The following is a 22,458-nucleotide window of genomic DNA, read 5'->3' as shown; positions in this document are numbered from 1 at the left end:
AGCCTTCCTTCGATACGAGCACGGGAGAGACCGGCGGGGCGCCGCGGGCCCCCAGCGGTGGCTGGGGGAACTCGGCGCCCTGCCGGCTCTCGGTCCGTGCGAGGTGAACCATCAGTTCTTGGACAGCGCCTTGAGGGCGGTGTTGAGTTCCAGCACGTTGACGCGGGGCTCGCCCATGAAGCCGAGGGTGCGGCCCTCGGTGTTGTCCTTGACGAGCTTCTCCACCTGGGCGACGGTCAGGCCGTTCTTCTCAGCCACCCGGTGGATCTGGAGTTCGGCGTACTCCGGGGAGATGTTCGGGTCCAGGCCGGAGCCGGAGGAGGTGACCGCGTCCGCCGGTACGTCCTGCGGCTTGACCTTGTAGGTGGCGGTGGAGTTGTCGGCGACCACGGCAGCCTTGGCGTCGGTGACCCACTTGATCAGCTCCTGGTTGTCGCCGGCCCGGTTGGTGGCGCCGGAGAGGATCAGGGAGTACTGGGTGTTGACGCTGTTGGAGCCGAGGCCGTTGGAGGGGCGCGGCTGGAACCACTTCAAGTCCGGCCTGGCCGCCTCTTCGGCGTCGTTGGGGTCCTTCTTGGGCAGGTTGTAGGTCTGTCCGATGAGGGAGGAGCCGACGACCTGCCCGCTCCCGTCCTTGATCTCCGAGCCGTTGGCCTTGTCGTTGAACAGTGCCTGGGCGATCCCGGTCACGGCGAGAGGGTAGAGCACGCCGCACACGATCGTCAGGACGAGCAGGGCCCTCAAGCCCGCCCCGATCAGACGTGCTGTGTTGCCTACGGAAGTGTTCATGACGGTCACGCGATCCCGGGGATGAGGGAGATGAGCAGGTCGATGAGCTTGATGCCGATGAACGGGGCGATGAGGCCGCCGAGGCCGTAGAGGCCGAGGTTGCGGCGGAGCATCTTGTCGGCGCTGGTCGGGCGGTACTGCACGCCCTTGAGGGCGAGCGGCACGAGCGCGATGATGATCAGCGCGTTGAAGATGACGGCGGACAGGATCGCGGACTCCGGCGAGGCCAGGCCCATGATGTTGAGCTTGTCCAGGCCCGGGTAGACCACGGCGAACATCGCGGGGATGATCGCGAAGTACTTCGCGACGTCGTTGGCGATGGAGAACGTGGTCAGGGCTCCGCGGGTGATCAGGAGCTGCTTGCCGATCTCGACGATCTCGATGAGCTTGGTCGGGTTGGAGTCGAGGTCGACCATGTTGCCGGCCTCCTTCGCGGCCGACGTGCCCGTGTTCATGGCCACGCCGACGTCCGCCTGGGCGAGCGCGGGCGCGTCGTTGGTGCCGTCGCCCGTCATGGCGACGAGCTTGCCGCCGGCCTGCTCGCGCTTGATGAGGGCCATCTTGTCCTCGGGGGTGGCCTCGGCGAGGAAGTCGTCGACGCCCGCCTCTTCGGCGATGGCCTTGGCGGTGAGCGGGTTGTCGCCGGTGATCATGACCGTCTTGATGCCCATGCGGCGGAGCTCGTCGAACCGCTCGCGCATGCCCTCCTTGACGACGTCCTTGAGGTGGATGACACCGAGGACACGGGCGCCCTGTTCGTCCTCGATCGCGACGAGCAGCGGCGTACCGCCGGCCTGCGAAATCGTGTCGGTGAGTGTCTGGGCGTCGTCCGAGACCTCGCCGCCGCGCTCGTTCACCCAGGCCACGACGGACCCGGTCGCACCCTTGCGGACCTTGCGGCCGTCGACGTCCACGCCCGACATGCGGGTCTGGGCGGTGAAGGCGATCCATTCCGCGTGGGCGAGCTCGCCCTGGTGGCGTTCGCGCAGCCCGTACTTCTCCTTGGCCAGGACCACGATGGACCGGCCCTCGGGGGTCTCGTCGGCGAGGGAGGACAGCTGGGCGGCATCGGCGAGCTCGGCCGCGGTGGTGCCCTTGACGGGGACGAACTCGGCGGCCTGGCGGTTGCCGAGGGTGATGGTGCCGGTCTTGTCGAGCAGCAGGGTGGAGACGTCGCCGGCGGCCTCGACCGCGCGGCCGGACATGGCGAGGACGTTGCGCTGGACCAGGCGGTCCATGCCGGCGATGCCGATCGCGGAGAGCAGCGCGCCGATGGTGGTCGGGATCAGGCAGACCAGCAGCGCGGTCAGCACGATCATCGACTGTTCGGCGCCCGCGTAGATCGCGAAGGGCTGGAGGGTGACGACGGCCAGCAGGAAGACGATCGTGAGGGACGCCAGCAGGATGTTGAGGGCGATCTCGTTCGGCGTCTTCTGCCGGGCGGCCCCCTCGACCAGGTTGATCATCCGGTCGATGAAGGTCTCACCGGGCTTCGTCGTGATCTTGATGACGATGCGGTCGGAGAGGACCTTCGTCCCGCCGGTGACCGCACTGCGGTCGCCGCCGGACTCCCGGATGACCGGGGCCGACTCACCGGTGATGGCCGACTCGTCCACGGACGCGACGCCCTCGACCACGTCGCCGTCGCCGGGGATGACGTCGCCGGCCTCGCAGACCACCAGGTCACCGATCCTCAGATCGGTGCCGGGGACCTGCTCCTCGGCCTTGCCGTCGGCGGTGAGCCGGCGGGCGACGGTGTCGGTCTTGGCCTTGCGGAGGGTGTCGGCCTGGGCCTTGCCGCGGCCCTCGGCCACGGCCTCCGCCAGGTTGGCGAAGATCGTCGTCAGCCAGAGCCAGGCGGTGATCGCCCAGCCGAACCAGTCCGTCGGGTCCTTGATCGCCAGGACGGTGGTGACCACCGAGCCGATCAGGACCACGAACATGACCGGCGACTTGACCATCACGCGCGGGTCGAGCTTGCGCACGGCGTCCGGGAAGGACTTCAGCAGCTGCTTGGGGTCGAAGAGACCGCCGCCGACGCGGCCGCCGCCGGGCTTGTGGCCGGTGGGGACATCCTGGTGCGGGGCACGGGTGGGAGTGGCTGTGACAGTGTCCTTGGCCGGGGGCATGGTGTCCTGCTTCTTGACTTCGGAGGTCATGACGCCAGCCCTTCGGCGAGCGGACCCAGCGCCAGGGCCGGGAAGTAGGTCAGACCCGTGATGATGAGGATGGTTCCGACGAGGAGGCCGGCGTAGAGGGGCTTGTCGGTGCGCAGGGTGCCCACCGTCTCCGGGACCGGCTTCTGCCCGGCGAGCGAGCCGGCGAGGGCCAGGACGAACACCATGGGCAGGAAGCGGCCCAGCAGCATGGCGATGCCGATGGTCGAGTTGAACCACTGCGTGTCGGCGTTCAGGCCGGCGAAGGCGGAGCCGTTGTTGTTGGCGCCGGAGGTGTAGGCGTAGAGGATCTCGGAGAAACCGTGAGCGCCGGAGTTGGTCATCGAGTTGCCCGGGGTCGGGAGGGCCATGGCCGCGGCGGTGAAGCAGAGCACCAGCGCCGGGGTGATGAGGATGTAGCAGGCGGCGAGCTTGATCTCGCGCGTGCCGATCTTCTTGCCCAGGTATTCGGGGGTGCGGCCGACCATGAGGCCGGCGATGAACACCGCGATGATCGCCATGATCAGCATGCCGTAGAGGCCGGAGCCCACACCGCCCGGTGCGATCTCGCCGAGCTGCATGCCCAGCATGGTGATGCCGCCGCCGAAGCCGGTGTAGGAGGAGTGGAAGGAGTTGACCGCGCCGGTGGAGGTCAGGGTGGTGGCCACGGCGAAGATCGACGAGCCGCCGATGCCGAACCGGGTCTCCTTGCCCTCCATCGCCCCGCCGGCGAGCTCGAAGGCCGGGCCGTTGCCGGCGAACTCGGTCCACATCATCAGCGCGGTGAAGCCGATCCAGATGATCGCCATGGTCGCGAGGATCGCGTAACCCTGACGCACGGACCCGACCATCTTGCCGAAGGTCCGGGTCAGCGCGGACGGGATGACCAGGATCAGGAAGATCTCGAACAGGTTCGAGAAGGGGGTGGGGTTCTCGAAGGGGTGGGCGGAGTTGGCGTTGAAGTAGCCGCCGCCGTTGGTGCCCAGCTCCTTGATGACCTCCTGCGAGGCCACCGCGCCCCCGTTCCACTGCTGGGTGCCGCCCATGAACTGCCCGACCTCGTGGATCCCGGCGAAGTTCTGGATCGCGCCGCAGGCGACGAGGATGATCGCGCCGATCACGGAGATCGGCAGCAGGATCCGGAAGACGCCGCGCACCAGGTCGGCCCAGAAGTTGCCGAGCTCGCCGGTGCGGGACCGGGCGAAGCCCCGTACGAGGGCCACCGCCACGGCCATGCCGACGGCGGCGGAGACGAAGTTCTGCACCGCGAGGCCGCCGGTCTGCACGACGTGGCCCATGGCCTGCTCGCCGTAGTACGACTGCCAGTTGGTGTTCGCGACGAAGGAGGCGGCGGTGTTGAACGCCTGGTCCGGGTCGATCGAGGCGAAGCCGAGCGAGCCGGGCAGCGAGCCCTGGAGCCGCTGGAGGGCGTAGAGGAAGAGGACGCTCACGGCCGAGAAGGCCAGGACGCCGCGCAGGTAGGCGGGCCAGCGCATCTCGGCGGACGGGTTGGCGCCGATGGCCTTGTAGATCCACTTCTCCGGTGCGTAGTGCTTCTCGGAGGAGTAGACGCGGGCCATGTAGTCGCCGAGCGGACGGTAGGCCAGCGCGAGCGCGGCGATCAGCGCGAGCAGCTGGAGCACACCAGCGATCTGGGGACTCATATCGGGACTCAGAACCTCTCCGGCTTGACGAGGGCGAGGACGAGGTAACCGAGCAGGGCGACGGCCACGACGAGGCCGACGATGTTCTCGACGGTCACAGCTTGGTCACCCCCTTGGCGATGAGACCCACCAGCGCGAAGATCGCGACCGTGGTGAGGACGAAGGCCAGGTCGGCCATCGTGAGCTCCTGATGAAGTGATGAGATGGAATCGGCCGGAGTGGCCGAGACAGAGCAAACCGTGAGTCGCCCTCCGCGTTAAGAGACCTTGATGAGGTCCATACGGGGGCACGGGAACCTTTAACGCACTCCTTACGGCGATCGCTGTGACCGGCGGCGAAGTGCGGCTTTCATCCCGTCCGGGCCAGACCCGCCGTGTCCAGGGCCGCGCCAGCCTGGGCGGCAAGGGCGACGGCGACCAGCCGGGCTTCCTCCGGAGGCAGGGGACGGCCCGGAACCGGGTCGAGGAGGAACCGGCCGTAGTAGTGACCACCGCCGACGGCACGCAGTTCGGTTTCGCCGTCGGGCCACGTGGCGTACTCGACGACCCGGGCACCGCTGCGGAGCCAGAGGCCGCCGTCGTGCTCCAGGCGGGGCAGGCGGCCCATCAGGCTGCCGTACTCGAAGCGGCAGCCGCGCAGCCCGAGCAGATCGACGAGTTCCCTCCGGACGTGCTCCACCACGGCCTCGGGCGAGCCTCCGCATTCGGCCAGACGGGCGGTCTCCTGAAGCCGGGCCAGATGGGCGGAGTCGGTGACCACCACTGCCCGGAGCCGACGGACCCGCACTGCGAGCTGGGAGACGATCAAGCCGACGACGAGCAGGAGGACGGCGGTCTCGATGTCGTCGCGGTCAGCGATGGTGAAGCGCTGATAGGGCCTGGTGAGGAAGAAATCGAACCAGGCGGCCGCCGACAGCGCGGCGACCGCGCCGGCCGCCCGGGTGCCCACGGCGGCGACGGCCACCACCGACACGACCATGATCAGAGCGGCGTTCGTCGCCGAGAGATCGGTACGGAAGGGCACGAGCGCGAGAGCCACTGCGAAGGGTGCTGCCAAGGCCGCAGCCATGACGAGCCCACTGTGGAAGCGGTACCCGGACATGTGGCGCCTCCTGTCCGATGACGTGACCCGTGGTGCGGGAACCCCTCGGGTCGGATCAGGTGCATCCACATCAACTGTGTCCCTGGCCGACGGGGAAGCCGCGTGCACCGGCGGGGTCTTGACGCTTCCCATATGGCGTTCCGGTTCCGGCGTATGGAGTGCGTGAAGAGTGGGGCGGTGGGCGTATGGATCCCGCCAAGAATGCTGGTTTGCGCCCCGCGCGGCCCCGACGCTGTCCTCACTTTGCTCACTCGGAGGAATCGGCGACATGGCCATACACACAGGTGAACCGACTGCGGCCGGACAGGGTGCGGGCCAGGAGGAGCCCCCTGATACCGGCGCGCGGGACGCGAGCGGGGCGGGGGAGCGGCACAAGCTGACCGCGCTCCAGGGACTGGCCGCCCTGTCGCTGGACGCCATGGCCTCCGTCGCGTACGGGCCCGAGTCGATCGTGCTCGTGCTGGCAGCGGCCGGCGCGTACGGACTCGGCTTCACCCTTCCCGTCACCCTTGCGATGGCCGCGCTGCTGGCCGTGCTGGTGGCCTCGTACCGGCAGGTGATCGCTGCGTTCCCGGACGGCGGCGGCTCCTACGCCGTCGCCAAGCGCCATCTCGGCCGCCGCACCAGCCTGGTCGCCGCCGCGTCGTTGATCCTGGACTACGTACTGAACGTCGCGGTGTCCGTCACCGCCGGCGTCGCGGCCCTGACGTCCGCGTTCCCCGAGCTGTACGCGGAGCGGGTGTGGATCTGCCTCGGCGTGCTCGTCCTGGTCACCGCCGTGAACCTGCGCGGGGTGGTCGACTCGGCCAAGGCGTTCCTCGTGCCCACCGCCGTGTTCGTCGGCTCGATCCTGGCGATGATCACCGTCGGCCTGTTCCGGGACGGACCGGTGAGCACCGAGTCCGCCGCGGGACACGCCTCCGCCCTCGGCGAGGGCGCCACCACCGTGGGAGCCCTGCTGCTGCTCAAAGCGTTCGCCGCCGGCTGTTCCGCGCTGACCGGTGTGGAGGCCGTCGCGAACGCCGTCCCGTCCTTCCGGGCGCCGGCCGCCCGCCGGGCCCAGCGCACCGAGGTCGCCCTCGGTGCCCTGCTCGGCGTGATGTTGCTCGGCCTGTCCATCCTGATCGGACGCTTCCACCTCCAGCCGGTGGAGGGCGTCACCGTCCTCGCGCAGCTCGCGGACGCGTCCTTCGGCCACAACGCGGCCTTCTACGTCGTCCAGTTCGCCACCATGGTGCTGCTCGCCCTCGCCGCGAACACCTCCTTCGGCGGCCTGCCGGTCCTGATGAGCCTGCTCGCCCGGGACAACTACCTGCCGCACCTCTTCGCGCTCAAGGCCGACCGCCAGGTCCACCGCCACGGCGTGCTCGCCCTGGCCGCCGTGTCCGCCGCCCTGCTGCTGTTCTCCGGCGGCGAAACCAACACCCTCGTCCCGCTCTTCGCCATTGGCGTCTTCGTCGGCTTCACCATCTGCCAGGTCGGCATGGTCCGGCACTGGTCGCTGGAACGACCCAAGGGCTGGCAGGCGAAGGCCGCTCTGAACGGTTTCGGCGCGCTGCTGACGGGCGTGTCGGCGGTCGTGGTGACCGCGACCAAGTTCACCGAGGGCGCCTGGCTGATCGTCGTCGCCCTGCCGCTGCTCGTCCTCGCCTTCGAGCGGGTCCACCGCGCGTACAGGCAGATCGGCGAGCGCCTGGAACTGGGCCGCGTCCCGCAGGTCCCGCACCGCTCCCGCTCCCTGGTCGTCGTCCCCGTGTCGGGACTGTCGCTGCTGACCTGCCGGGCCCTGACCGCGGCCCGCTCGCTCGGCGACGAGGTCCTCGCGGTGACCGTCACCCACTCGGCCCCCGAGGACCGGCAGGCGGCAGAGGCGCTGCGCCGCGACTGGGAGCTGTGGAACCCGGGCGTCGAGCTCGTGGAACTGTCCTCCCCGAGCCGCTCGCTCGGCCGGCCCGTCTCCGGCTACGTCCGGGACCTGACACGGGAGCATCCCGGCGCCCAGGTGACCGTCCTGATCCCGGAGACCGAGCCCGACCGTCTCTGGCAGCGGATCCTGCAGAACCAGCGCGGCGCCGTCGTCGCCCACGCCGTACGCCGCGACACCGACGCCGTGATCTGCCGACTGCGTTTCCGCATCACCGCCGACGCCCGCTGACGCGCTCTTGACGGCGGTTTGACGCATCCCGTGCGCCGCCGTCAAGAAGATGCCAATTCCCCAGTTGGAAACGGTGGTTGAGGGGAAACGGGCAGTAGCTTTCTGCCTGTTGCGCTGCCGGAGACCCCGACCCGCATGACGACGGCCGAGGGGGCTCCATGTGAACGGTCCCGGCAGCGCCCATCCACTGCGCAGTCCGCGTCCCCTGTCCGCCGCCGTGCGGGCAGGGGACGCCTGCCCTGCCGACTCCGCTGAGAAGGTCTTTCGATGTCTTCCGCCGCCGCGCAGCACGTTCCCCCGGGTCTCGGGACTCCGCCGCAGTCTCCGGTTACCCGGCCGCCCCGCAGGCGTCCCGGCCGGGCCAACATGATGGAGCCCGGACAACTCGCGGTCTCCGCGCGGGAGGCCGTCGCCAAACTCCACCCTCGCGAACTGGTCAAGAAGCCCGTTCTGTTCGTCGTGGGGGTGGGATCCGTGCTGACGACGCTCTCGGCCCTGATCCACCCGTCCGTGTTCACCTGGGTGATCAGCGTCTGGCTGTGGCTGACCGTCCTGTTCGCCAACTTCGCCGAGGCGGTGGCCGAAGGCCGCGGCCGCGCCCAGGCCGCCTCACTGCGCAAGGCCCGTACCGACACGGTCGCCGTGCGCCTGCGGCATTGGACGTACGGCACGAACCTGCGCACCGCGGAGACCGAGGTGGTCACCCCCGCCGAACTCCAGCCGTTCGACTTCGTGCTCGTCGAGGCGGGCGAGATGATCCCGGCCGACGGCGACGCGGTCGACGGGGCCGCGATGGTGGACGAGTCCGCCGTCACCGGCGAATCGGCTCCCGTCCTGCGGGAGTCGGGCGGCGACCGGTCGGGCGTCACGGGCGGCACGACCGTTCTGTCGGACTCGCTCGTCATCCGAGTCACCTCCCGCCCCGGGGACAGCTTCATCGACCGCATGATCCGCCTGGTCGAGGGCGCCTCCCGGCAGAAGACCCCGAACGAGATCGCCCTCAACATCCTGCTGGCCGCGCTCACCGTCATCTTCATCCTGATCGTCGTCAGCCTCGAACCGATGGCCGCCTACGCGAAGGCGGCCCAGTCGACCACCGTCCTGGTCGCCCTGCTCGTCACCCTGATCCCCACCACCATCGGCGCCCTGCTCTCCGCGATCGGCATCGCCGGCATGGACCGCCTCGTCCAGCGCAACGTCCTGGCCATGTCGGGCCGGGCAGTCGAAGCGGCCGGCGACGTGAACACGCTCCTCCTCGACAAGACCGGCACCATCACCCACGGCAACCGGGAGGCCGCCGAGTTCATCCCGCTGCCGGGCGTCGACCACGGCAAGCTGGCGGACGCCGCCCAGCTCTCCTCCCTCGCCGACGAGACGCCGGAGGGCCGGTCGGTGGTCGAGCTCGCCGCCCGGTACGGACTCACGCCCCCGGCTGAACACGAGCTCGCCAACCCGCGCTTCACCGAGTTCAGCGCCCGTACCCGGATGAGCGGGGTCAACCTGCGCTGGGACAACGGCGCCGGCGTCGCCATCCGCAAGGGCGCGGCCGCCCAGGTCATGGACTGGGTGGCGATGCGCGGCGGAACGGTCCAGGCCGAAGCCGCCGCCTGGTCCGAGCACATCGCCCGGTCCGGCGGTACGCCGCTGCTGGTGGCCGTCCACGACTGGGAGGGGCCGCGGGTCCTCGGCATCATCCACCTCAAGGACGTCGTCAAGGACGGCATCCGGGAGCGCTTCGCCGAGCTGCGCAGCATGGGCATCCGTACGGTCATGGTCACCGGCGACAACGAGCTCACGGCCCGCGCCATCGCCGCCGAGGCCGGCGTCGACGAGTACCTCGCCGAAGCCACCCCGGAGGACAAACTGGCCCTCATCCAGCGGGAGCAGGCGGGCGGCAAGCTGGTCGCGATGACGGGCGACGGCACCAACGACGCGCCCGCCCTCGCCCAGGCCGACGTCGGTGTGGCCATGAACACCGGCACCTCTGCCGCCAAGGAGGCCGGGAACATGGTCGACCTCGACTCCAACCCCACCAAGCTCATCGACATCGTCGAGATCGGCAAGCAGCTCCTGATCACCCGCGGAGCCCTGACCACCTTCTCCATCACCAACGACGTCGCGAAGTACTTCGCGATCATCCCGGCGATGTTCACCGCGGCCTACCCGGGCCTGGAGGCGCTGAACATCATGGGCCTGCACAGCCCGCAGTCGGCGATCACCTCGGCGATCATCTTCAACGCGCTGATCATCATCGCGCTCATCCCGCTCGCCCTGCGCGGCGTCCGCTACAAGCCCGCCTCCGCCCACGACCTGCTGCGCCGCAACCTCGCCGTCTACGGCCTCGGCGGCCTGATCCTCCCCTTCGTCGGGATCAAGCTCATCGACCTCGTCGTGTCCACCCTTCCCGGACTCGGATGAATCCCGTCGGGGGTCTGCCGTGCAGTCGTACGAGTCCTTGAGATCGCCCACCGGGACACTTCGGCCCCCGGGCTGAAACCCGTTACCTCAGGAAGGGGCGCCAGCGGTCGGCCGACTCCATCATGTCCAGGACGACCCGCTCCAGGAACGTACCTGCCTTTGCCAGACGCTGTCCCACGGGTCTGTCGAGCCCGAGCACCTCGGCCGCCGCCATGGCTGCCTGGGCCGACTCGAGCGTCTGCCGCGAGCTGATCACGATCGAGTGGTACCAGGCTTCGTCGTCGACCACGTAGATGTCGCGACGCCGCCGTGGATCGCGCTCCCGTCGGACGTACCCGTGCTGGACGAGGGAGTTCACGGCCACGGAGACGGAGGCCGGGCTGACCTTCAGCCGGCGGGTCAACTCGGCCGCGGTGCGCCTGCCGTCCTCGGACAGCAGCAGGTCGACGTGTACGCGCGCTGTCATCCTCGGCATACCCGACCTGACCGCCAGCTCGATGATCTCCTCTTCCACCGCGCCGCTCGGCGCCGCTCCGGCCGTGCGCAAAGGTGTCGGTGTGTCACGCCGCGCCCGCTGGATCGTCGCCCGGTGCGCCTGCTGCGGCCGGTAGCCGCTGGGGCCGCCGTTGCGCGCGACCTCCCGGCTGATCGTCGAGGTCGGCCGGTCGAGCCGCCTGGCGATCTCGGCGTAGGAGAGCCCGCCGGCGAGTCCGGCCGCGATGCGCTGGCGTTCCTGCTGGGTCAACCGTCCTCCTGGCATGCCGTCAGTATTGCCTTCGCCCGCATTCATTGCAACGCGGAATTGCATTCACCATCAGCGTCATTGCATCAATTTACCGTCATCTATCTGGGGATACGCCCTGCATGCAATTGACGGAATTCTGAACGCAACGTAGCTTTCGGCGTGTGTCAAACACGTGATGTCGCGAGACGAGGAATGGTCATGAGCGAGTCCCTCCACACCGTCACGACGCTGCCGACGGAGCGTCAGACCGGCTGTCCCTTCGACCCGCCGGCTGAGCTGACCGAAGCCCGCGGGCATGGCCCCATCAGTCGCTACACCCACCCCGGTGGGAAACCTGGCTGGCTGATCACCGGATACGACCTGGTCAGGTCGGTGCTGGCCGACTCGCGGTTCAGCTCGCGCAAGGAGCTCATGAACGTGGTCGACTTCGAGCTCCCCCCGGCGCCGCCCGGTGAGTTCCTCCTCATGGACGATCCGCAGCACAGCCGCTATCGCAAGCCGCTGGTGGGCAAGTTCACGGCGCGGCGGATGCGTCTGCTCACCGAACGGATCGAGCAGATCACCGCCGAATGCCTGGACGCCATGGAGGAGGCCGGGTCGGCAGCGGACCTGGTGACCGCGTTCGCCAAGCCCATCCCCACCATCATCATCTGTGAGCTGCTGGGGGTGCCGTACGAGGACCGGGATTCCTTCCAGGAGCAGATCGACACGTTCATGAGCGGGGGGACGAGCGACGAGGAGCTGATAGCGGCCTACACCGCGACCCAGGAGTACCTTGCGCAGCTGGTGGCCGCCAAGCGCGCGAACCCCACTGACGACGTGCTCAGCGAACTCACCGACAGCGACCTGACCGATGAGGAGCTGAAGGGGATCAGCCTGATCCTGCTGGCGGCCGGATTCGACACCACCGCGAACATGTTGTCCCTCGGCACCTTCGCACTGCTGCAGAACCCGGCACAGCTGGCAGCCCTGCGCGCCGAGCCCGCGCTCATCGACCAGGCCGTGGAGGAGCTGCTGCGGTATCTGAGCGTCGCCAAGACGTTCCACCGGACGGCGCTGGAGGACGTCGAGGTGGGCGGCCAGACCATCGAGGCCGGCACGACGGTCGTCCTGTCGTACAACACCGCCAACCGAGACCCCGAGCGCTTCGCCGATCCCCACGTGCTCGACATCCACCGGCAGGACGGCGGGCACCTGGCCTTCGGGCACGGCATCCACCTGTGCCTGGGTGCGCAGCTGGCCCGCATCGAGATGCGGGTCGCGTTCTCCGCGCTGCTGGGGCGCTTCCCCACGCTACGCCTGGCCGTTCCGGCAGAAGATGTTGCCCTGCGCCCTGAGACCGCGGACATCTACGGGGTGAAGAGCCTCCCGGTCACCTGGGATGCGTGACCACCGGGGACGGACCGCCGTGGAGGCCGAGTGCTGCCGCGGCGGCGCGGCCTTCCCTTCGCATCGGCACCGCCGCACTCGCCTGGCAGGCGGGTTCTGTCGCCGGCGCGAGTGCGCCACTACGCCACCGGAAGGGAATGCGTTAAGAGCGCGTCAGGATTTCGTCAGACGAGGATATAGGCGTACTGGCCGAGTCTTCGCCGCGTACGCTGGCCCAGCCGTCCACGTCGATGGCTGAATCTGTGCCGTACGACAGGAGCGCCCCACGATGGCCACCCCTGCCCGCTCCACGCGCCTGCGCGCGTGGCTGCTGGAAGGCTTGACCGACCGCCGTCACAAACAGGAACAGCACCCGGAGACCGCGCACGAGGGCAAGCCCTGGTACCGGGTGATGTGCCTGACCGGTCTCGACTACTTCTCCACCCTCGGCTACCAGCCCGGCATCGCGGCACTCGCGGCCGGGCTGCTCTCGCCCGTGGCGACGATCGTCCTGGTACTGCTCACCCTGTTCGGCGCCCTGCCCGTCTACCGCCGGGTCGCCAAGGAGAGCCCGCACGGCGAGGGCTCGATCGCGATGCTGGAGCGGCTGCTGTCGTTCTGGAAGGGCAAGCTGTTCGTCCTCACCCTCCTCGGCTTCGCCGCGACCGACTTCCTGATCACCATCACCCTGTCGGCCGCCGACGCCACCGCGCACATGGTGGAGAACCCGCACCTCACCAGCACCCTGCACGGGCACGAGGTGCTGATCACCCTGATCCTGATCGCGCTCCTCGGGGCAGTGTTCCTCAAGGGCTTCAGCGAGGCGATCGGCCTGGCCGTGGCCCTCGTGGCCTCGTACCTGCTGCTCAACGCGGTCGTCGTCGCGGTCGGCCTGTGGCAGGTGGCCGCCCATCCGGAGGTGATCACCAACTGGACCAACGCGCTGACCACCGACTACGGCAACCCGGTCATGATGATCGCCGTCGCACTGGTGGTCTTCCCCAAGCTGGCACTGGGCCTGTCCGGGTTCGAGACCGGCGTGGCCGTGATGCCCCACGTCCAGGGCGACCCGGGCGACGACCCGGACAAGCCGGCCGGACGGATCCGCGGGACGAGGAAGCTGCTGACCACCGCCGCGGTGATCATGAGCGTCTTCCTGATCTGCTCCAGCTTCATCACCACGCTGCTGATCCCGGCGGACGAGTTCAAGTCCGGCGGCGAGGCCAACGGGCGTGCCCTGGCCTACCTCGCGCACGAGTACCTCGGCTCGGCGTTCGGCACGGTCTACGACATCTCAACCATCCTCATCCTGTGGTTCGCGGGCTCCTCGGCCATGGCCGGCCTGCTGAACCTGATGCCGCGCTACCTGCCCCGCTACGGCATGGCCCCGCACTGGGCCCGGGCCCTGCGGCCCATGGTGATCGTGTTCACCCTGATCGCCTTCCTCGTGACCTGGATCTTCAACGCGGACGTGGACGCGCAGGGCGGCGCCTACGCCACCGGCGTGCTCGTCCTGATCACCTCGGCGGCCGTTGCCGTGACCATCGCCGCGCACCGGGCACGAGAGCGCGGCTGGACCATCGCGTTCGGCGTCATCTCGGCCATCTTCATCTATACGACAGCCGTGAACGTGATCGAGCGCCCCGACGGTGTGAAGATCGGCGCCTGCTTCATCGCCGGCATCATGGCCCTGTCCCTGCTGTCCCGCCTTGCCCGCGTGTTCGAGCTCCGCGTCACGCACGTCGAGCTCGACGACATGGCCCAGCGATTCGTCCGGGACACCGCCACCCGCACCATCCGCTTCATCGCCAACGAGCCGGACAACCGGGACAAGGCCGAGTACCGCGACAAGATCGACCAGATTCGCAGCGACAACGACATCCCGCACGGTGACGACTTCGTGTTCGTCGAAGTGACCGTCCTCGACCCGTCGGAGTTCGAGGCCGGTCTGAGGGTCAAGGGCGAGGTCATGCACGACCGCTACCGCGTGCTCTCACTCGAGTCCTCGTCCGTGCCCAACGCCCTCGCGGCCCTGCTGCTCCACGTGCGGGACGAGACGGGGCAGCGCCCGCACATCTACTTCGAGTGGACCGAGGGCAACCCGCTGGCCAACTTCCTGAGGTTCTTCCTCTTCGGCGTCGGCGAGGTCGCCCCCGTCACCCGCGAAGTCATCCGCGAGGCCGAACCGGACCGCAGCAGGCGTCCCCACGTCCACGCGGGCTGACAGCGCCCCGTATGGAGAACGCCAGGAATCCCGTCGGCACCTCGCATGAGCGGGGCGCCGACGGGATGCTGTCACTATGATCGCTTCCGATCGACCCATCCGCCGAACCATGTACGCCCTCGGCGCCGTCGGACTGACCCTCGTCGTCACCGGTGCAGCCCTTGACCTGTTGTGGCTGCTGGGCATCGGAGTCTGGGCAGTCATCGCTGCGATCCTGATCGAGCTCGTTTACAGGCCTTGACACCTGCTACGCGCCGACGTCCCGACTGCGGAAGTCGTCCAAGGTTTCCCGCCGGACGAGGAGCCGGGCCGTGCCGTCGCGGACCGCGACCACCGGGGGCCGGCCCACCATGTTGTAGCCGGAGGCCATGGACAGCTGGTACGCCCCCGCCACCGGTACCGCGATCAGGTCGCCCGGGCGGACGTCAGCGGGCAGCTCCACATCGGCGGCGATCACGTCTCCGGCCTCGCAGTGACGGCCCACGACGGTCGTCCTGCGTGCATCGGCCGTCGACGTGCGGCCGACGAGGCGGGGCGCGTACCGCACCCCGTACAGGGCGGGGCGCGGGTTGTCGCTCATGCCCCCGTCGACGGCCACGAACACCGTGTCACCGGTGTGCTTGACGGCCAGGACCCGGTACAGGGCGATCCCCGCCGGTCCGACAACGGCACGCCCCGGCTCGATGACCAGCCGCGGTTCGGCCAGGCCAGCGGCCGCGCAGCTCTGCACGAGCTCGGTACGCAGTCTCCGGGCGAGCGCGGTGATGTCGAGGGCGGGCTCGCCGGGCCGGTACGGGATGCCGTGGCCACCGCCCATGTCCAGCTCGGGCAGGACGACGCCGTTGGTGTCGCGGATGCGGGCCATCAGCCCCACCATGCGGCGCAACGCCACCACGTACGACTTGACCGTGGTGATCTGCGAGCCGATGTGGCAGTGCAGCCCCGTCAGTGCCAGCTGCGGCTGTCCCAGGATCCTCGTCACGGCGTGCTGCGCGGACCCGTCGGCGAGGGGAAGACCGAACTTCTGGCCGTCCGTACCGGTACGGATCTTGTCGTGGCCGCCGGCGGAGACGCCCGGCACCACCCGCACCATCACCTTCTGAGGTCCTCCCAGCCCGACGGCGGCGGCGATCCGGGCGATCTCCGACGGACTGTCGATCACGATCCGGCCGACGCCCAGCCGCAGCGCACTGGCGATGTCGCCCGGCGACTTGGCGTTGCCGTGCAGCACGATCCGCTCGGGCGGAAAACCGGCGGTGACGGCGAGCTCCAGCTCGCCCGCGGAACACACGTCCAGGCCCAGCCCCTCCTCCTGGACCCAGCGCACCATCGCGCGGGAGAGGAACGCCTTGCCGGCGTAGAGGACTTCGGCTTCCGGGAACGCGTCCCGGTACGTCCGGCAGCGCTCGCGCACCTCGCCCTCGTCCAGGACGTACGCGGGGGTGTCGAACCGTTCGGCGATGTCGCGGAGGGCCACTGCGCCGACGGCGAGGTCGCCGTCCGTGAGCCGGGTCGTGGAAGCCGGCCAGACCGACAGGTCGTCCGCAGCCGGCTCGACGTCGGGGATGACTGCTGTGGTCATCGTGCTCGTCCCTCTCTCCCTCAGGCGGTCCGGGCAGCGGTGGCACCGCGCACGGCCGAGACCGCGGCCGGAACCGCCACCGGGCGGGAGGCAGCGGCGCCGGTGACCGCGGGCGCGGTGAAGGTGGGGTCGATGGTCAGCAACGACACTCCGAGCGGCTCGGTCATCGACCGGAGCGCGGCCTCGGACAGCCGGATCCAGGGCTGCTCCGCACCGAACACGGCGCCCAACTGCTCCGGGCCGGTGAAGCCGACCGCGGTGCGCGCGCCCAGCGGGGTGCGGAGGAGGCGTACCACCACCTCCGCCGTTCCCGGCCGGACCGGGACGTACAGGGGTCCGGCCGGGACCTGTTCCTCAGGCTCCGGATCGTCGTCGTACTGGAACAAGCACATGGGCCCTCCTCGGGGAACCACGAAACGCAGGTGACGCCCCGCTTGCGGGGAGGCAATCCGGGGCGCGACACCGAAGCTATCCCCCGATCTGCACGCCCATGGCCAACCCTTGACGGGACCTTGACGGCCGCGGGCCGGTTTCATACGGGTCACTGACGACCGAGGGGCGGGAGGTGTAAGAGACCCGTCAGGGTCATGGTTTCGCACGTCAGAAGGCCGTCAGCAAAACCGTCTCGTGCGTCATTTCTGGCTTTGGATGGACGACGCGGACAAGCGCGGAGAAGGAGGATCTGTGCCGAAGGTCGTGGTCGGTGTCAGCGGAACCCTGGGCAGTCTCGCGGCTCTGCACCGGGCCGCTGCCGAAGCACACGCACGGAAAGCGGAGCTGTGGGCAGTACTGGCCTGGCAGGCGCCGGGCGGCGAACTCGGAAGCCGCACCTCCTGCGACGTCTCGGCCCTGGCGCACTGCCGTACCGGCGCGGTGGAACGGCTGCGCGAGACCCTGGACACCGCTTTCGGCGCCGACAAGCCCGGCGTCACGCTCGCGGGCCTCACGGTACGGGCCACTGCGGGGGCAGCCCTGGTGGACACGGCCCGTGACCCCGAGGACCTCCTCGTCGTGGGCACAGGGTCGCGATCCGGTCTGCGCCGCCTCGTCCGCCCCTCGGTGGCCCGGTACTGCCTCGCGCACGCGGCCTGCCCCGTCCTGACCGTTCCCCCGCTTCCTCTCCAGGAGGAGTTCGAGGCGGCACATCGCCGCAACCTCTGGAGAATGCCCCTGGACCTGCGGCAACTCACCCGCTGAGGGCATCGTGCCCGCGCTCGGAGCCGCCGTACGGCTGCTGCTGCGCCGACGCAAGGTTGCAGCCTGCCGCAGTGATCGGAGCGGCCCCGTGGACCTGGGCCTTCCCACGCGCCGGGAGAATGGGTCAGGAGCCGGCTTCCCTCGTTGATGCCGGTCCGGACCGGGTTCCGGTCACGGCGTACGAACAGAAGGACTGCGGAACATGTCCACGGCACAGGGCGGACTGGTCCAGCGTATGGAGGACCACCAGATCGCGATCTACCTGGCCGCCCTGGCCTTGGGCGCCCTTCTGGGCTGGGCTGCTCCGGCCGCCGGGCCCGGCCTGGAGTACGCGATCAACCCGGTGTTGGGTGCGCTGCTTTTCGTCACCTTCCTCCAGGTCCCTGCGGGCGACCTGGTGAGGTCGCTGCGTGACGGCAGGTTCATGGGGGCCGCGCTGGTGGTCAACTTCGTCGTCGTACCGCTCGTCGTGGCCGCGATGTTCGCGTTCCTGCCCGCCGATCAGGCGGTGCGCCTGGGCGTCCTGCTGGTGCTGCTGTGCCCGTGCGTGGACTACGTCATCGTCTTCAGCGGCCTCGCCGGTGCCGACAGCCGCCGCCTGCTCGCCGCCACGCCCGTGCTGCTGGTCGCGCAGATGCTGCTGCTTCCCGTCTTCCTGTACCTCTTCATGGGTTCCGGCCTGGGGGAGGTGGTCGACGCAGGCCCGTTCCTGGAGGCCTTCCTCGTCCTGATCGTCATCCCGCTGGCCCTGGCCTTGGCCCTGCAGGCGTGGGCGGCCCGACGCCCGGTCGGGCGGACGGTGTCCCGGGCGGCCACCACGACGATGGTGCCGCTGATGGCCGCCACCTTGATCACGGTCGTGGCTTCCCAGCTCCCCAAGCTGGGCGGCAGCCTCGGCGATGTCGCCGCCGTCGTCCCCTTCTACGCCGCCTTCCTGGTGGTGATGGCGTTCGCGGGTCGTGGCGTCGCCCGCCTGTTCCGCCTGGACACCGCCGCGTCACGGGCGGTGGTCTTCACCGGAGCCACCCGCAACTCCCTCGTCGTCCTGCCCCTGGCCCTGGCCCTGCCGGACGACCTCGCGGTCGCCGCGGTGGTCGTGGTCACCCAGACCCTCGTCGAGGTCCTCGGCATGGTCGCCTACGTGCGGCTCGTTCCCCGGCTCGTCCCGGCCCCGGCGCGGCCCGTGGTCACGGCCGGGTGAGGACCGTGCAGATGTCACCGGCCGAACAGGACTCAGGGTCTGTGGCGGCCGCCCGCCCCGCGAGCTCCCGCAACGCGTCCCTGGCAGCTCACTCGGGGTTCGGTCGCACCCGGCAGGACGAACACTTCGGTGAGGAGTTCGGCCTCGCGGCCGGAGCTCAGGAGGTCATTCGCCGGACCTTCTGGGACCGTGAGAAGGAGCCGCATCTCTGCCTGCTCGCCATGGCTCGCGGCGTGCCTGACCTGCGGTGCCTCGACTTCAGTCGCTCAGGAGCGCTGCCCTCGGCGGTGTGGGAGGGTCCACTCGCCCCTGGCCCATTGGACCCCTCGCCGTTCAGGTCGCCCAGCTCTGAACGCTGGCGCAGCGGTAGCGGCCGTCCTACGGGCCGTACTGGGCGCCAAACCTGAGCCCCGTCCACCGGGCTGAGCACGGCTCCGCCCGGAGGTGGTCCGGTCCGGGGGACCCGCCGGTCCTCTGGTGTGGAGCGCGTGAAGACTGCGGCGACCGGCCGCCCGCACCCACCGGCAGGCGGCCGAGTCCGTGTTCGGGGCCTTCGGGACCCGGCCGGTCCCGGGCCAGGTCAGGAAGAGCGGTCGGTCAGGATCGCCGGGTCGGAGAGGCCGGCCGTGCCGGTTTCGACCTTGCCCGCGAAGCGGCGCAGGAAGTCCGGGGTCCCGGAGGCGGTGACCGTCACGTCGTACCAGCGGCGACTGTTCTTCAGCGGGACGGTGTGCGTGACCGAGGCGCCCTTGGGGACCGTGAGGCGCTTCGGGTCGCCGCCGTAGGCGTTGGTGACGGTGAGGGTGGCCGTCGTGCCCCCATTGTTGGTGCAGGTGAGCTCCAGGTTGCCGGTGGAGGCGTTGTGGCGGGCGGTGACCTCGGGGCCAGGGGTGGTGCCGTGGTTCCGGAAGCTGCGCAGGAATCCGTTCGGGCCGTGCACGGTCAGGTCGGTGACCCCGGCCGAGTAGCGGGTGTTCCAGGTGTCCGCGATCGACTTGCCGGCCTCGGCCGTGTACGTCCAGGGGGCGTCGCCGCGGTTGCCGGAGGTGACGTAGAACTGCGCGCCCAGGTCCGGGCCGCCGCCGAAGGTCAGCCGGAACTTCCCCTCGCCGGTGAGCGCCGTGCCGTCCACGTACGGGGCGTACTTGAGCGGGCGGGTGGGCCGCAGGCCCTTCTCCTGGCGGGGCATGCTGCCGACGGCCGGGGCGGGGGCGAGGAAGTCGGGGTGCCGCTCGCGGTCCGGCGGGAACCAGCTGCCGGTGTCGGGCAGCGGGGCCGTGCCGGTGTCCTTCCGGCTGAAGTCGAAGGCGGAGGTCAGGTCACCGCAGACGGCGCGCCGCCAGGGCGAGATGTTGGGTTCGTGGACGCCGAAGCGCTTCTCCATGAACCGGATGACCGAGGTGTGGTCGAAGGTCTCGGAACAGGAGTAGCCGCCCGTGCTCCACGGGGAGACCACGATCATCGGCACGCGCGGGCCCAGACCGTAGGGGCCGGCGACGTAGCCGGGCTTGCCCGGGAAGACGTCGAGGGCGGTGGGAGTGGTCGACAGCCCCTGGTCGGCGTTGGCGGGGGCGTACGGCGGGACGACGTGGTCGAAGAAGCCGTCGTTCTCGTCGTGGGTGATGAACAGGGCGGTACGGGCCCACACGTCGGGGTTGGAGGTGAGCGCGTCCAGCACCTGCGCGATGTACCAGGCGCCGTAGTTGGAGGGCCAGTTGGAGTGCTCGCTGAACGCCTCGGGGGCCGCGATCCAGGAGACCTGGGGCAGCTCGCCGGCCTGGACGTCCGCGCGGAGCCGGTCGACGTAGCCCTCGCCGGCCTTGGCGTTCGTGCCGGTGCGGGCCTTGTCGTACAGCGGGTCGCCCGGCCCGGCGCTCCGGTAGGCGTTGAAGTAGAGGAGGGAGTTGTCGCCGTAGTTCCCGCGGTAGGCGTCGTTGATCCAGCCCCAGGAGCCGGCGGCGTCGAGGCCGTCGCCGACGTCCTGGTACACCTTCCAGGAGATCCCGGCCGCCTCCAGGCGCTCGGGGTAGGTGGTCCAGCCGTAGCCGAGCTCGGCGTTGTCGAGGACGGGGCCGCCGCCCGTGCCGTCGTTGCCGGTGTGGCCCGACCAGAGGTAGTAGCGGTTGGGGTCGGTGGAGCCGATGACGGAACAGTGGTAGGCGTCGCAGATGGTGAACGCGTCGGCGAGGGCGTAGTGGAACGGTATGTCCTCGCGTGTCAGGTAGGCCATGGTGGTGGGCGTCTTGGCGGGCACCCAGTTGTCGTACTTGCCCTTGTTGAAGGCGCTCTGGCCTCCTGCCCAGTCGTGGTTGAGGCCCTGGAGGAACTCCATGCCGAGGTCGTCCGACGGCGGTCGGAAGGGCAGCGTCTCCCTGCCCGTGCGGTCGGCCTGGTGCCAGACGGGCCTTCCGCTGGGCAGGGTCACCGGGCGGGGGTCGCCGAAGCCGCGCACGCCGCGGAGCGTGCCGAAGTAGTGGTCGAAGGAACGATTCTCCTGCATGAGGACCACGATGTGCTCGACGTCGGCGATGGTGCCGGTGGTCCCCTGCGCGGAGATCGCGGCGGCGCGCGCGATGCTCTCGTTGAGCATCGTCAGGGCGGCGGCGCCACCGGTGAGCTGCAGGAACCGGCGGCGGTTGAGTTCTGCCATGGCGGATGACCTCTGCGGTTGAGGGGTGTGGAGCGCCCCCAGGACAGCGCCCCCGGGGGACGGGAGGAGGAGCCTGGCGTAACGGCGGGGGATACGCCAGGCGAACGGCAGCCGGATCGCGGAGCGGTTCGGCCACGTTGCGCCGCCTCCCACCCACTCGCCGAAGGCAGCGCCGCAGAAGTGACACGGAGTCAGAACACGGGCGCGCTAAGGTGCATTCGGTGAACCTTCATGTAGTCGTAGGATTCGGGCCCGCCGGGGCCGCCACCGCCCGGCTGCTGGCCGCACAGGGCCGTACCGTACGGGTCGTCACCGCGTCGGGCCGCAGTCCGGAACCCGGGATCGAGCACCTCGCGCTGGACGCACGCGACGGTGAGCGGCTGACCGAAGCAGCGGAGGGCGCCACCGCCATCTACGGCTGCGCCGCACCTCCCTACCACCGCTGGGCGGGTGCATGGCCGGCGCTGGCCACCTCGCTCTGCGACGCGGCCGAGGCGACCGGGGCCGTCCTGGCCGTGCTGGGGAACCTCTACGGCTACGGTCCGGTGGACGGCCCCGTGACGGAGCGGCTGCCGCTCGCGGCGACCGGCACCAAGGGAAGGGTCCGCGCAGCCGTCTGGCAGCAGGTGCGGGAACGGCACGAGCAGGGCCGCATCAAAGCGGTCGAGGTGCGCGCTTCGGACTTCTTCGGGCCCGGTGTGACCGACGGCGGTCACCTCGCCGCACGGGTCGTGCCGGCCCTGCTGCGGGGCAGGCCGGTCTCCATCCTCGGCGACCCGGACGCCCCGCACAGCTGGACCTACCTCCCCGACGTCGCCAGGACCCTGGTCGAGGCCGCGGCCGAGGAGCGGGCCTGGGGGCGGCCCTGGCACGTTCCGACGGGGCCCGCGCGGTCCGTCCGGGAAATGGTCGGCCTCCTGGCCGACCGGGCGGGAACCGCGCCGGTCGCGGTGCGCAGGATCCCCCCGGCCGTACTGGGGGCGGCCTCGCTCTTCTCGCCGCTGCTCCGCGAACTGAAAGAGGTCCGCCATCAGTTCGACCGCCCCTTCGCCGTCGATTCCAGCGCCTACGAGGCCGCGTTCACGGTTCGGGCCACCCCGCTCGACCGGCAGGTCGAGGAGACCGTGGACTGGTGGCGCGACCGGCTGGCGACCGCCCGGTGACGGCCGTCGGCCCGGCGGCCGTCCGGATTCCCCGTGCCCGGATTC

General features: G+C 70.0%; 17 protein-coding genes. 8 read left to right on the top strand and 9 right to left on the bottom strand.

Annotated features, from left to right (window positions below):
* Positions 1–111 precede the first annotated feature (111 nt).
* From ACFV7Q_RS17170 to ACFV7Q_RS17150, 5 genes are all read right to left on the bottom strand, one after another.
* On the bottom strand, positions 112–789 hold the full coding sequence (locus tag ACFV7Q_RS17170; protein WP_385429146.1) for a potassium-transporting ATPase subunit C: 678 nt from the start codon (positions 787–789) through the stop codon (positions 112–114).
* A 5-nt stretch (positions 790–794) separates the two neighbouring features.
* Positions 795–2,948, bottom strand: a complete 2,154-nt coding sequence (gene kdpB, locus ACFV7Q_RS17165; protein ID WP_385429144.1) for a potassium-transporting ATPase subunit KdpB — start codon at positions 2,946–2,948, stop codon at positions 795–797.
* Positions 2,945–4,609, bottom strand: coding sequence for a potassium-transporting ATPase subunit KdpA (gene kdpA, locus ACFV7Q_RS17160; RefSeq protein ID WP_385429143.1), 1,665 nt, complete (start codon positions 4,607–4,609; stop codon positions 2,945–2,947). The genes kdpB (ACFV7Q_RS17165) and kdpA overlap by 4 nt, the downstream gene beginning before the upstream one ends.
* Before the next feature lie 8 nt (positions 4,610–4,617).
* Positions 4,618–4,707 carry a K(+)-transporting ATPase subunit F gene (gene kdpF, locus ACFV7Q_RS17155; RefSeq protein ID WP_360623224.1) on the bottom strand — a complete coding sequence of 30 codons (90 nt, stop codon included), beginning with the start codon at positions 4,705–4,707 and terminating at the stop codon, positions 4,618–4,620.
* Between the two features lie 250 nt (positions 4,708–4,957).
* On the bottom strand, positions 4,958–5,710 hold the full coding sequence (locus ACFV7Q_RS17150; protein WP_385429141.1) for a DUF4118 domain-containing protein: 753 nt from the start codon (positions 5,708–5,710) through the stop codon (positions 4,958–4,960).
* A 268-nt stretch (positions 5,711–5,978) separates the two neighbouring features.
* Between ACFV7Q_RS17150 and ACFV7Q_RS17145 the strand changes: the two genes are divergently transcribed.
* Positions 5,979–7,865 carry an APC family permease gene (locus ACFV7Q_RS17145; RefSeq protein WP_385429139.1) on the top strand — a complete coding sequence of 629 codons (1,887 nt, stop codon included), beginning with the start codon at positions 5,979–5,981 and terminating at the stop codon, positions 7,863–7,865.
* Positions 7,866–8,132: 267 nt separating this feature from the next.
* The gene (gene kdpB / locus ACFV7Q_RS17140; RefSeq protein WP_385429138.1) at positions 8,133–10,283 is read left to right on the top strand and encodes a potassium-transporting ATPase subunit KdpB; all 2,151 of its coding nucleotides are present in this window, start codon (positions 8,133–8,135) and stop codon (positions 10,281–10,283) included.
* Between the two features lie 82 nt (positions 10,284–10,365).
* On the opposite strand, the gene ACFV7Q_RS17135 is transcribed toward kdpB (ACFV7Q_RS17140), so the two are convergent.
* Entirely contained in the window at positions 10,366–11,043 is a 678-nt protein-coding gene (locus tag ACFV7Q_RS17135) for a helix-turn-helix domain-containing protein (RefSeq protein ID WP_385429136.1), read from the bottom strand.
* A gap of 183 nt (positions 11,044–11,226) precedes the next feature.
* Between ACFV7Q_RS17135 and ACFV7Q_RS17130 the strand changes: the two genes are divergently transcribed.
* The 3 genes from ACFV7Q_RS17130 to ACFV7Q_RS17120 all read left to right on the top strand — a co-directional run bounded on the left by ACFV7Q_RS17130 (position 11,227) and on the right by ACFV7Q_RS17120 (position 14,861).
* Positions 11,227–12,417 (top strand): cytochrome P450, encoded by a 1,191-nt coding sequence (locus ACFV7Q_RS17130; protein WP_385429135.1) that lies wholly within the window; start codon positions 11,227–11,229, stop codon positions 12,415–12,417.
* A 268-nt stretch (positions 12,418–12,685) separates the two neighbouring features.
* Positions 12,686–14,620: an amino acid transporter gene (locus ACFV7Q_RS17125; protein ID WP_385429134.1), complete on the top strand. Its 1,935-nt coding sequence runs from the start codon at positions 12,686–12,688 to the stop codon at positions 14,618–14,620.
* Between the two features lie 76 nt (positions 14,621–14,696).
* The gene (locus tag ACFV7Q_RS17120; protein WP_385429133.1) at positions 14,697–14,861 is read left to right on the top strand and encodes a hypothetical protein; all 165 of its coding nucleotides are present in this window, start codon (positions 14,697–14,699) and stop codon (positions 14,859–14,861) included.
* Positions 14,862–14,867: 6 nt separating this feature from the next.
* Here ACFV7Q_RS17120 and lysA read toward each other — a convergent pair whose 3' ends face one another.
* Together lysA and ACFV7Q_RS17110 are read right to left on the bottom strand one after the other, a co-directional pair.
* The gene (lysA, locus tag ACFV7Q_RS17115; RefSeq protein ID WP_385429131.1) at positions 14,868–16,202 is read right to left on the bottom strand and encodes a diaminopimelate decarboxylase; all 1,335 of its coding nucleotides are present in this window, start codon (positions 16,200–16,202) and stop codon (positions 14,868–14,870) included.
* Positions 16,203–16,222: 20 nt separating this feature from the next.
* Positions 16,223–16,594 carry an SAV_915 family protein gene (locus ACFV7Q_RS17110; protein ID WP_385429130.1) on the bottom strand — a complete coding sequence of 124 codons (372 nt, stop codon included), beginning with the start codon at positions 16,592–16,594 and terminating at the stop codon, positions 16,223–16,225.
* Positions 16,595–16,886: 292 nt separating this feature from the next.
* On the opposite strand from ACFV7Q_RS17110, the gene ACFV7Q_RS17105 reads away from it, so the two are divergent.
* Positions 16,887–17,399 carry a universal stress protein gene (locus ACFV7Q_RS17105; protein WP_385429128.1) on the top strand — a complete coding sequence of 171 codons (513 nt, stop codon included), beginning with the start codon at positions 16,887–16,889 and terminating at the stop codon, positions 17,397–17,399.
* A 202-nt stretch (positions 17,400–17,601) separates the two neighbouring features.
* Positions 17,602–18,600: a bile acid:sodium symporter gene (locus ACFV7Q_RS17100; protein ID WP_385429126.1), complete on the top strand. Its 999-nt coding sequence runs from the start codon at positions 17,602–17,604 to the stop codon at positions 18,598–18,600.
* A 580-nt stretch (positions 18,601–19,180) separates the two neighbouring features.
* Here the strand turns inward: ACFV7Q_RS17100 and ACFV7Q_RS17095 are convergent.
* Complete coding sequence (locus tag ACFV7Q_RS17095; RefSeq protein WP_385429125.1) at positions 19,181–21,250, bottom strand: phosphocholine-specific phospholipase C; 2,070 nt, start codon at positions 21,248–21,250, stop codon at positions 19,181–19,183.
* 221 nt (positions 21,251–21,471) lie between these two features.
* On the opposite strand from ACFV7Q_RS17095, the gene ACFV7Q_RS17090 reads away from it, so the two are divergent.
* Positions 21,472–22,413 carry an NAD-dependent epimerase/dehydratase family protein gene (locus ACFV7Q_RS17090; RefSeq protein ID WP_385429123.1) on the top strand — a complete coding sequence of 314 codons (942 nt, stop codon included), beginning with the start codon at positions 21,472–21,474 and terminating at the stop codon, positions 22,411–22,413.
* Positions 22,414–22,458 lie beyond the last annotated feature (45 nt).

The sequence above is a fragment of the Streptomyces sp. NPDC059851 genome (assembly GCF_042732005.1).
In the GTDB taxonomy this organism is placed as follows: domain Bacteria; phylum Actinomycetota; class Actinomycetes; order Streptomycetales; family Streptomycetaceae; genus Streptomyces.
The sequence above is the reverse complement of the archived record's forward strand: the minus strand, read 5'-3'. Positions and strand labels throughout refer to the sequence as shown.

Coding starts and splice junctions, on each gene's coding strand:
- ACFV7Q_RS17170 (WP_385429146.1), bottom strand. CDS start 789: ATGAACACTTCCGTAGGCAACACAGCACGTCTGATCGGGGCGGGCTTG.
- kdpB (WP_385429144.1), bottom strand. CDS start 2,948: ATGACCTCCGAAGTCAAGAAGCAGGACACCATGCCCCCGGCCAAGGAC.
- kdpA (WP_385429143.1), bottom strand. CDS start 4,609: ATGAGTCCCCAGATCGCTGGTGTGCTCCAGCTGCTCGCGCTGATCGCC.
- ACFV7Q_RS17150 (WP_385429141.1), bottom strand. CDS start 5,710: ATGTCCGGGTACCGCTTCCACAGTGGGCTCGTCATGGCTGCGGCCTTG.
- ACFV7Q_RS17145 (WP_385429139.1), top strand. CDS start 5,979: ATGGCCATACACACAGGTGAACCGACTGCGGCCGGACAGGGTGCGGGC.
- kdpB (WP_385429138.1), top strand. CDS start 8,133: ATGTCTTCCGCCGCCGCGCAGCACGTTCCCCCGGGTCTCGGGACTCCG.
- ACFV7Q_RS17135 (WP_385429136.1), bottom strand. CDS start 11,043: ATGCCAGGAGGACGGTTGACCCAGCAGGAACGCCAGCGCATCGCGGCC.
- ACFV7Q_RS17130 (WP_385429135.1), top strand. CDS start 11,227: ATGAGCGAGTCCCTCCACACCGTCACGACGCTGCCGACGGAGCGTCAG.
- ACFV7Q_RS17125 (WP_385429134.1), top strand. CDS start 12,686: ATGGCCACCCCTGCCCGCTCCACGCGCCTGCGCGCGTGGCTGCTGGAA.
- ACFV7Q_RS17120 (WP_385429133.1), top strand. CDS start 14,697: ATGATCGCTTCCGATCGACCCATCCGCCGAACCATGTACGCCCTCGGC.
- lysA (WP_385429131.1), bottom strand. CDS start 16,202: ATGACCACAGCAGTCATCCCCGACGTCGAGCCGGCTGCGGACGACCTG.
- ACFV7Q_RS17110 (WP_385429130.1), bottom strand. CDS start 16,594: ATGTGCTTGTTCCAGTACGACGACGATCCGGAGCCTGAGGAACAGGTC.
- ACFV7Q_RS17100 (WP_385429126.1), top strand. CDS start 17,602: ATGTCCACGGCACAGGGCGGACTGGTCCAGCGTATGGAGGACCACCAG.
- ACFV7Q_RS17095 (WP_385429125.1), bottom strand. CDS start 21,250: ATGGCAGAACTCAACCGCCGCCGGTTCCTGCAGCTCACCGGTGGCGCC.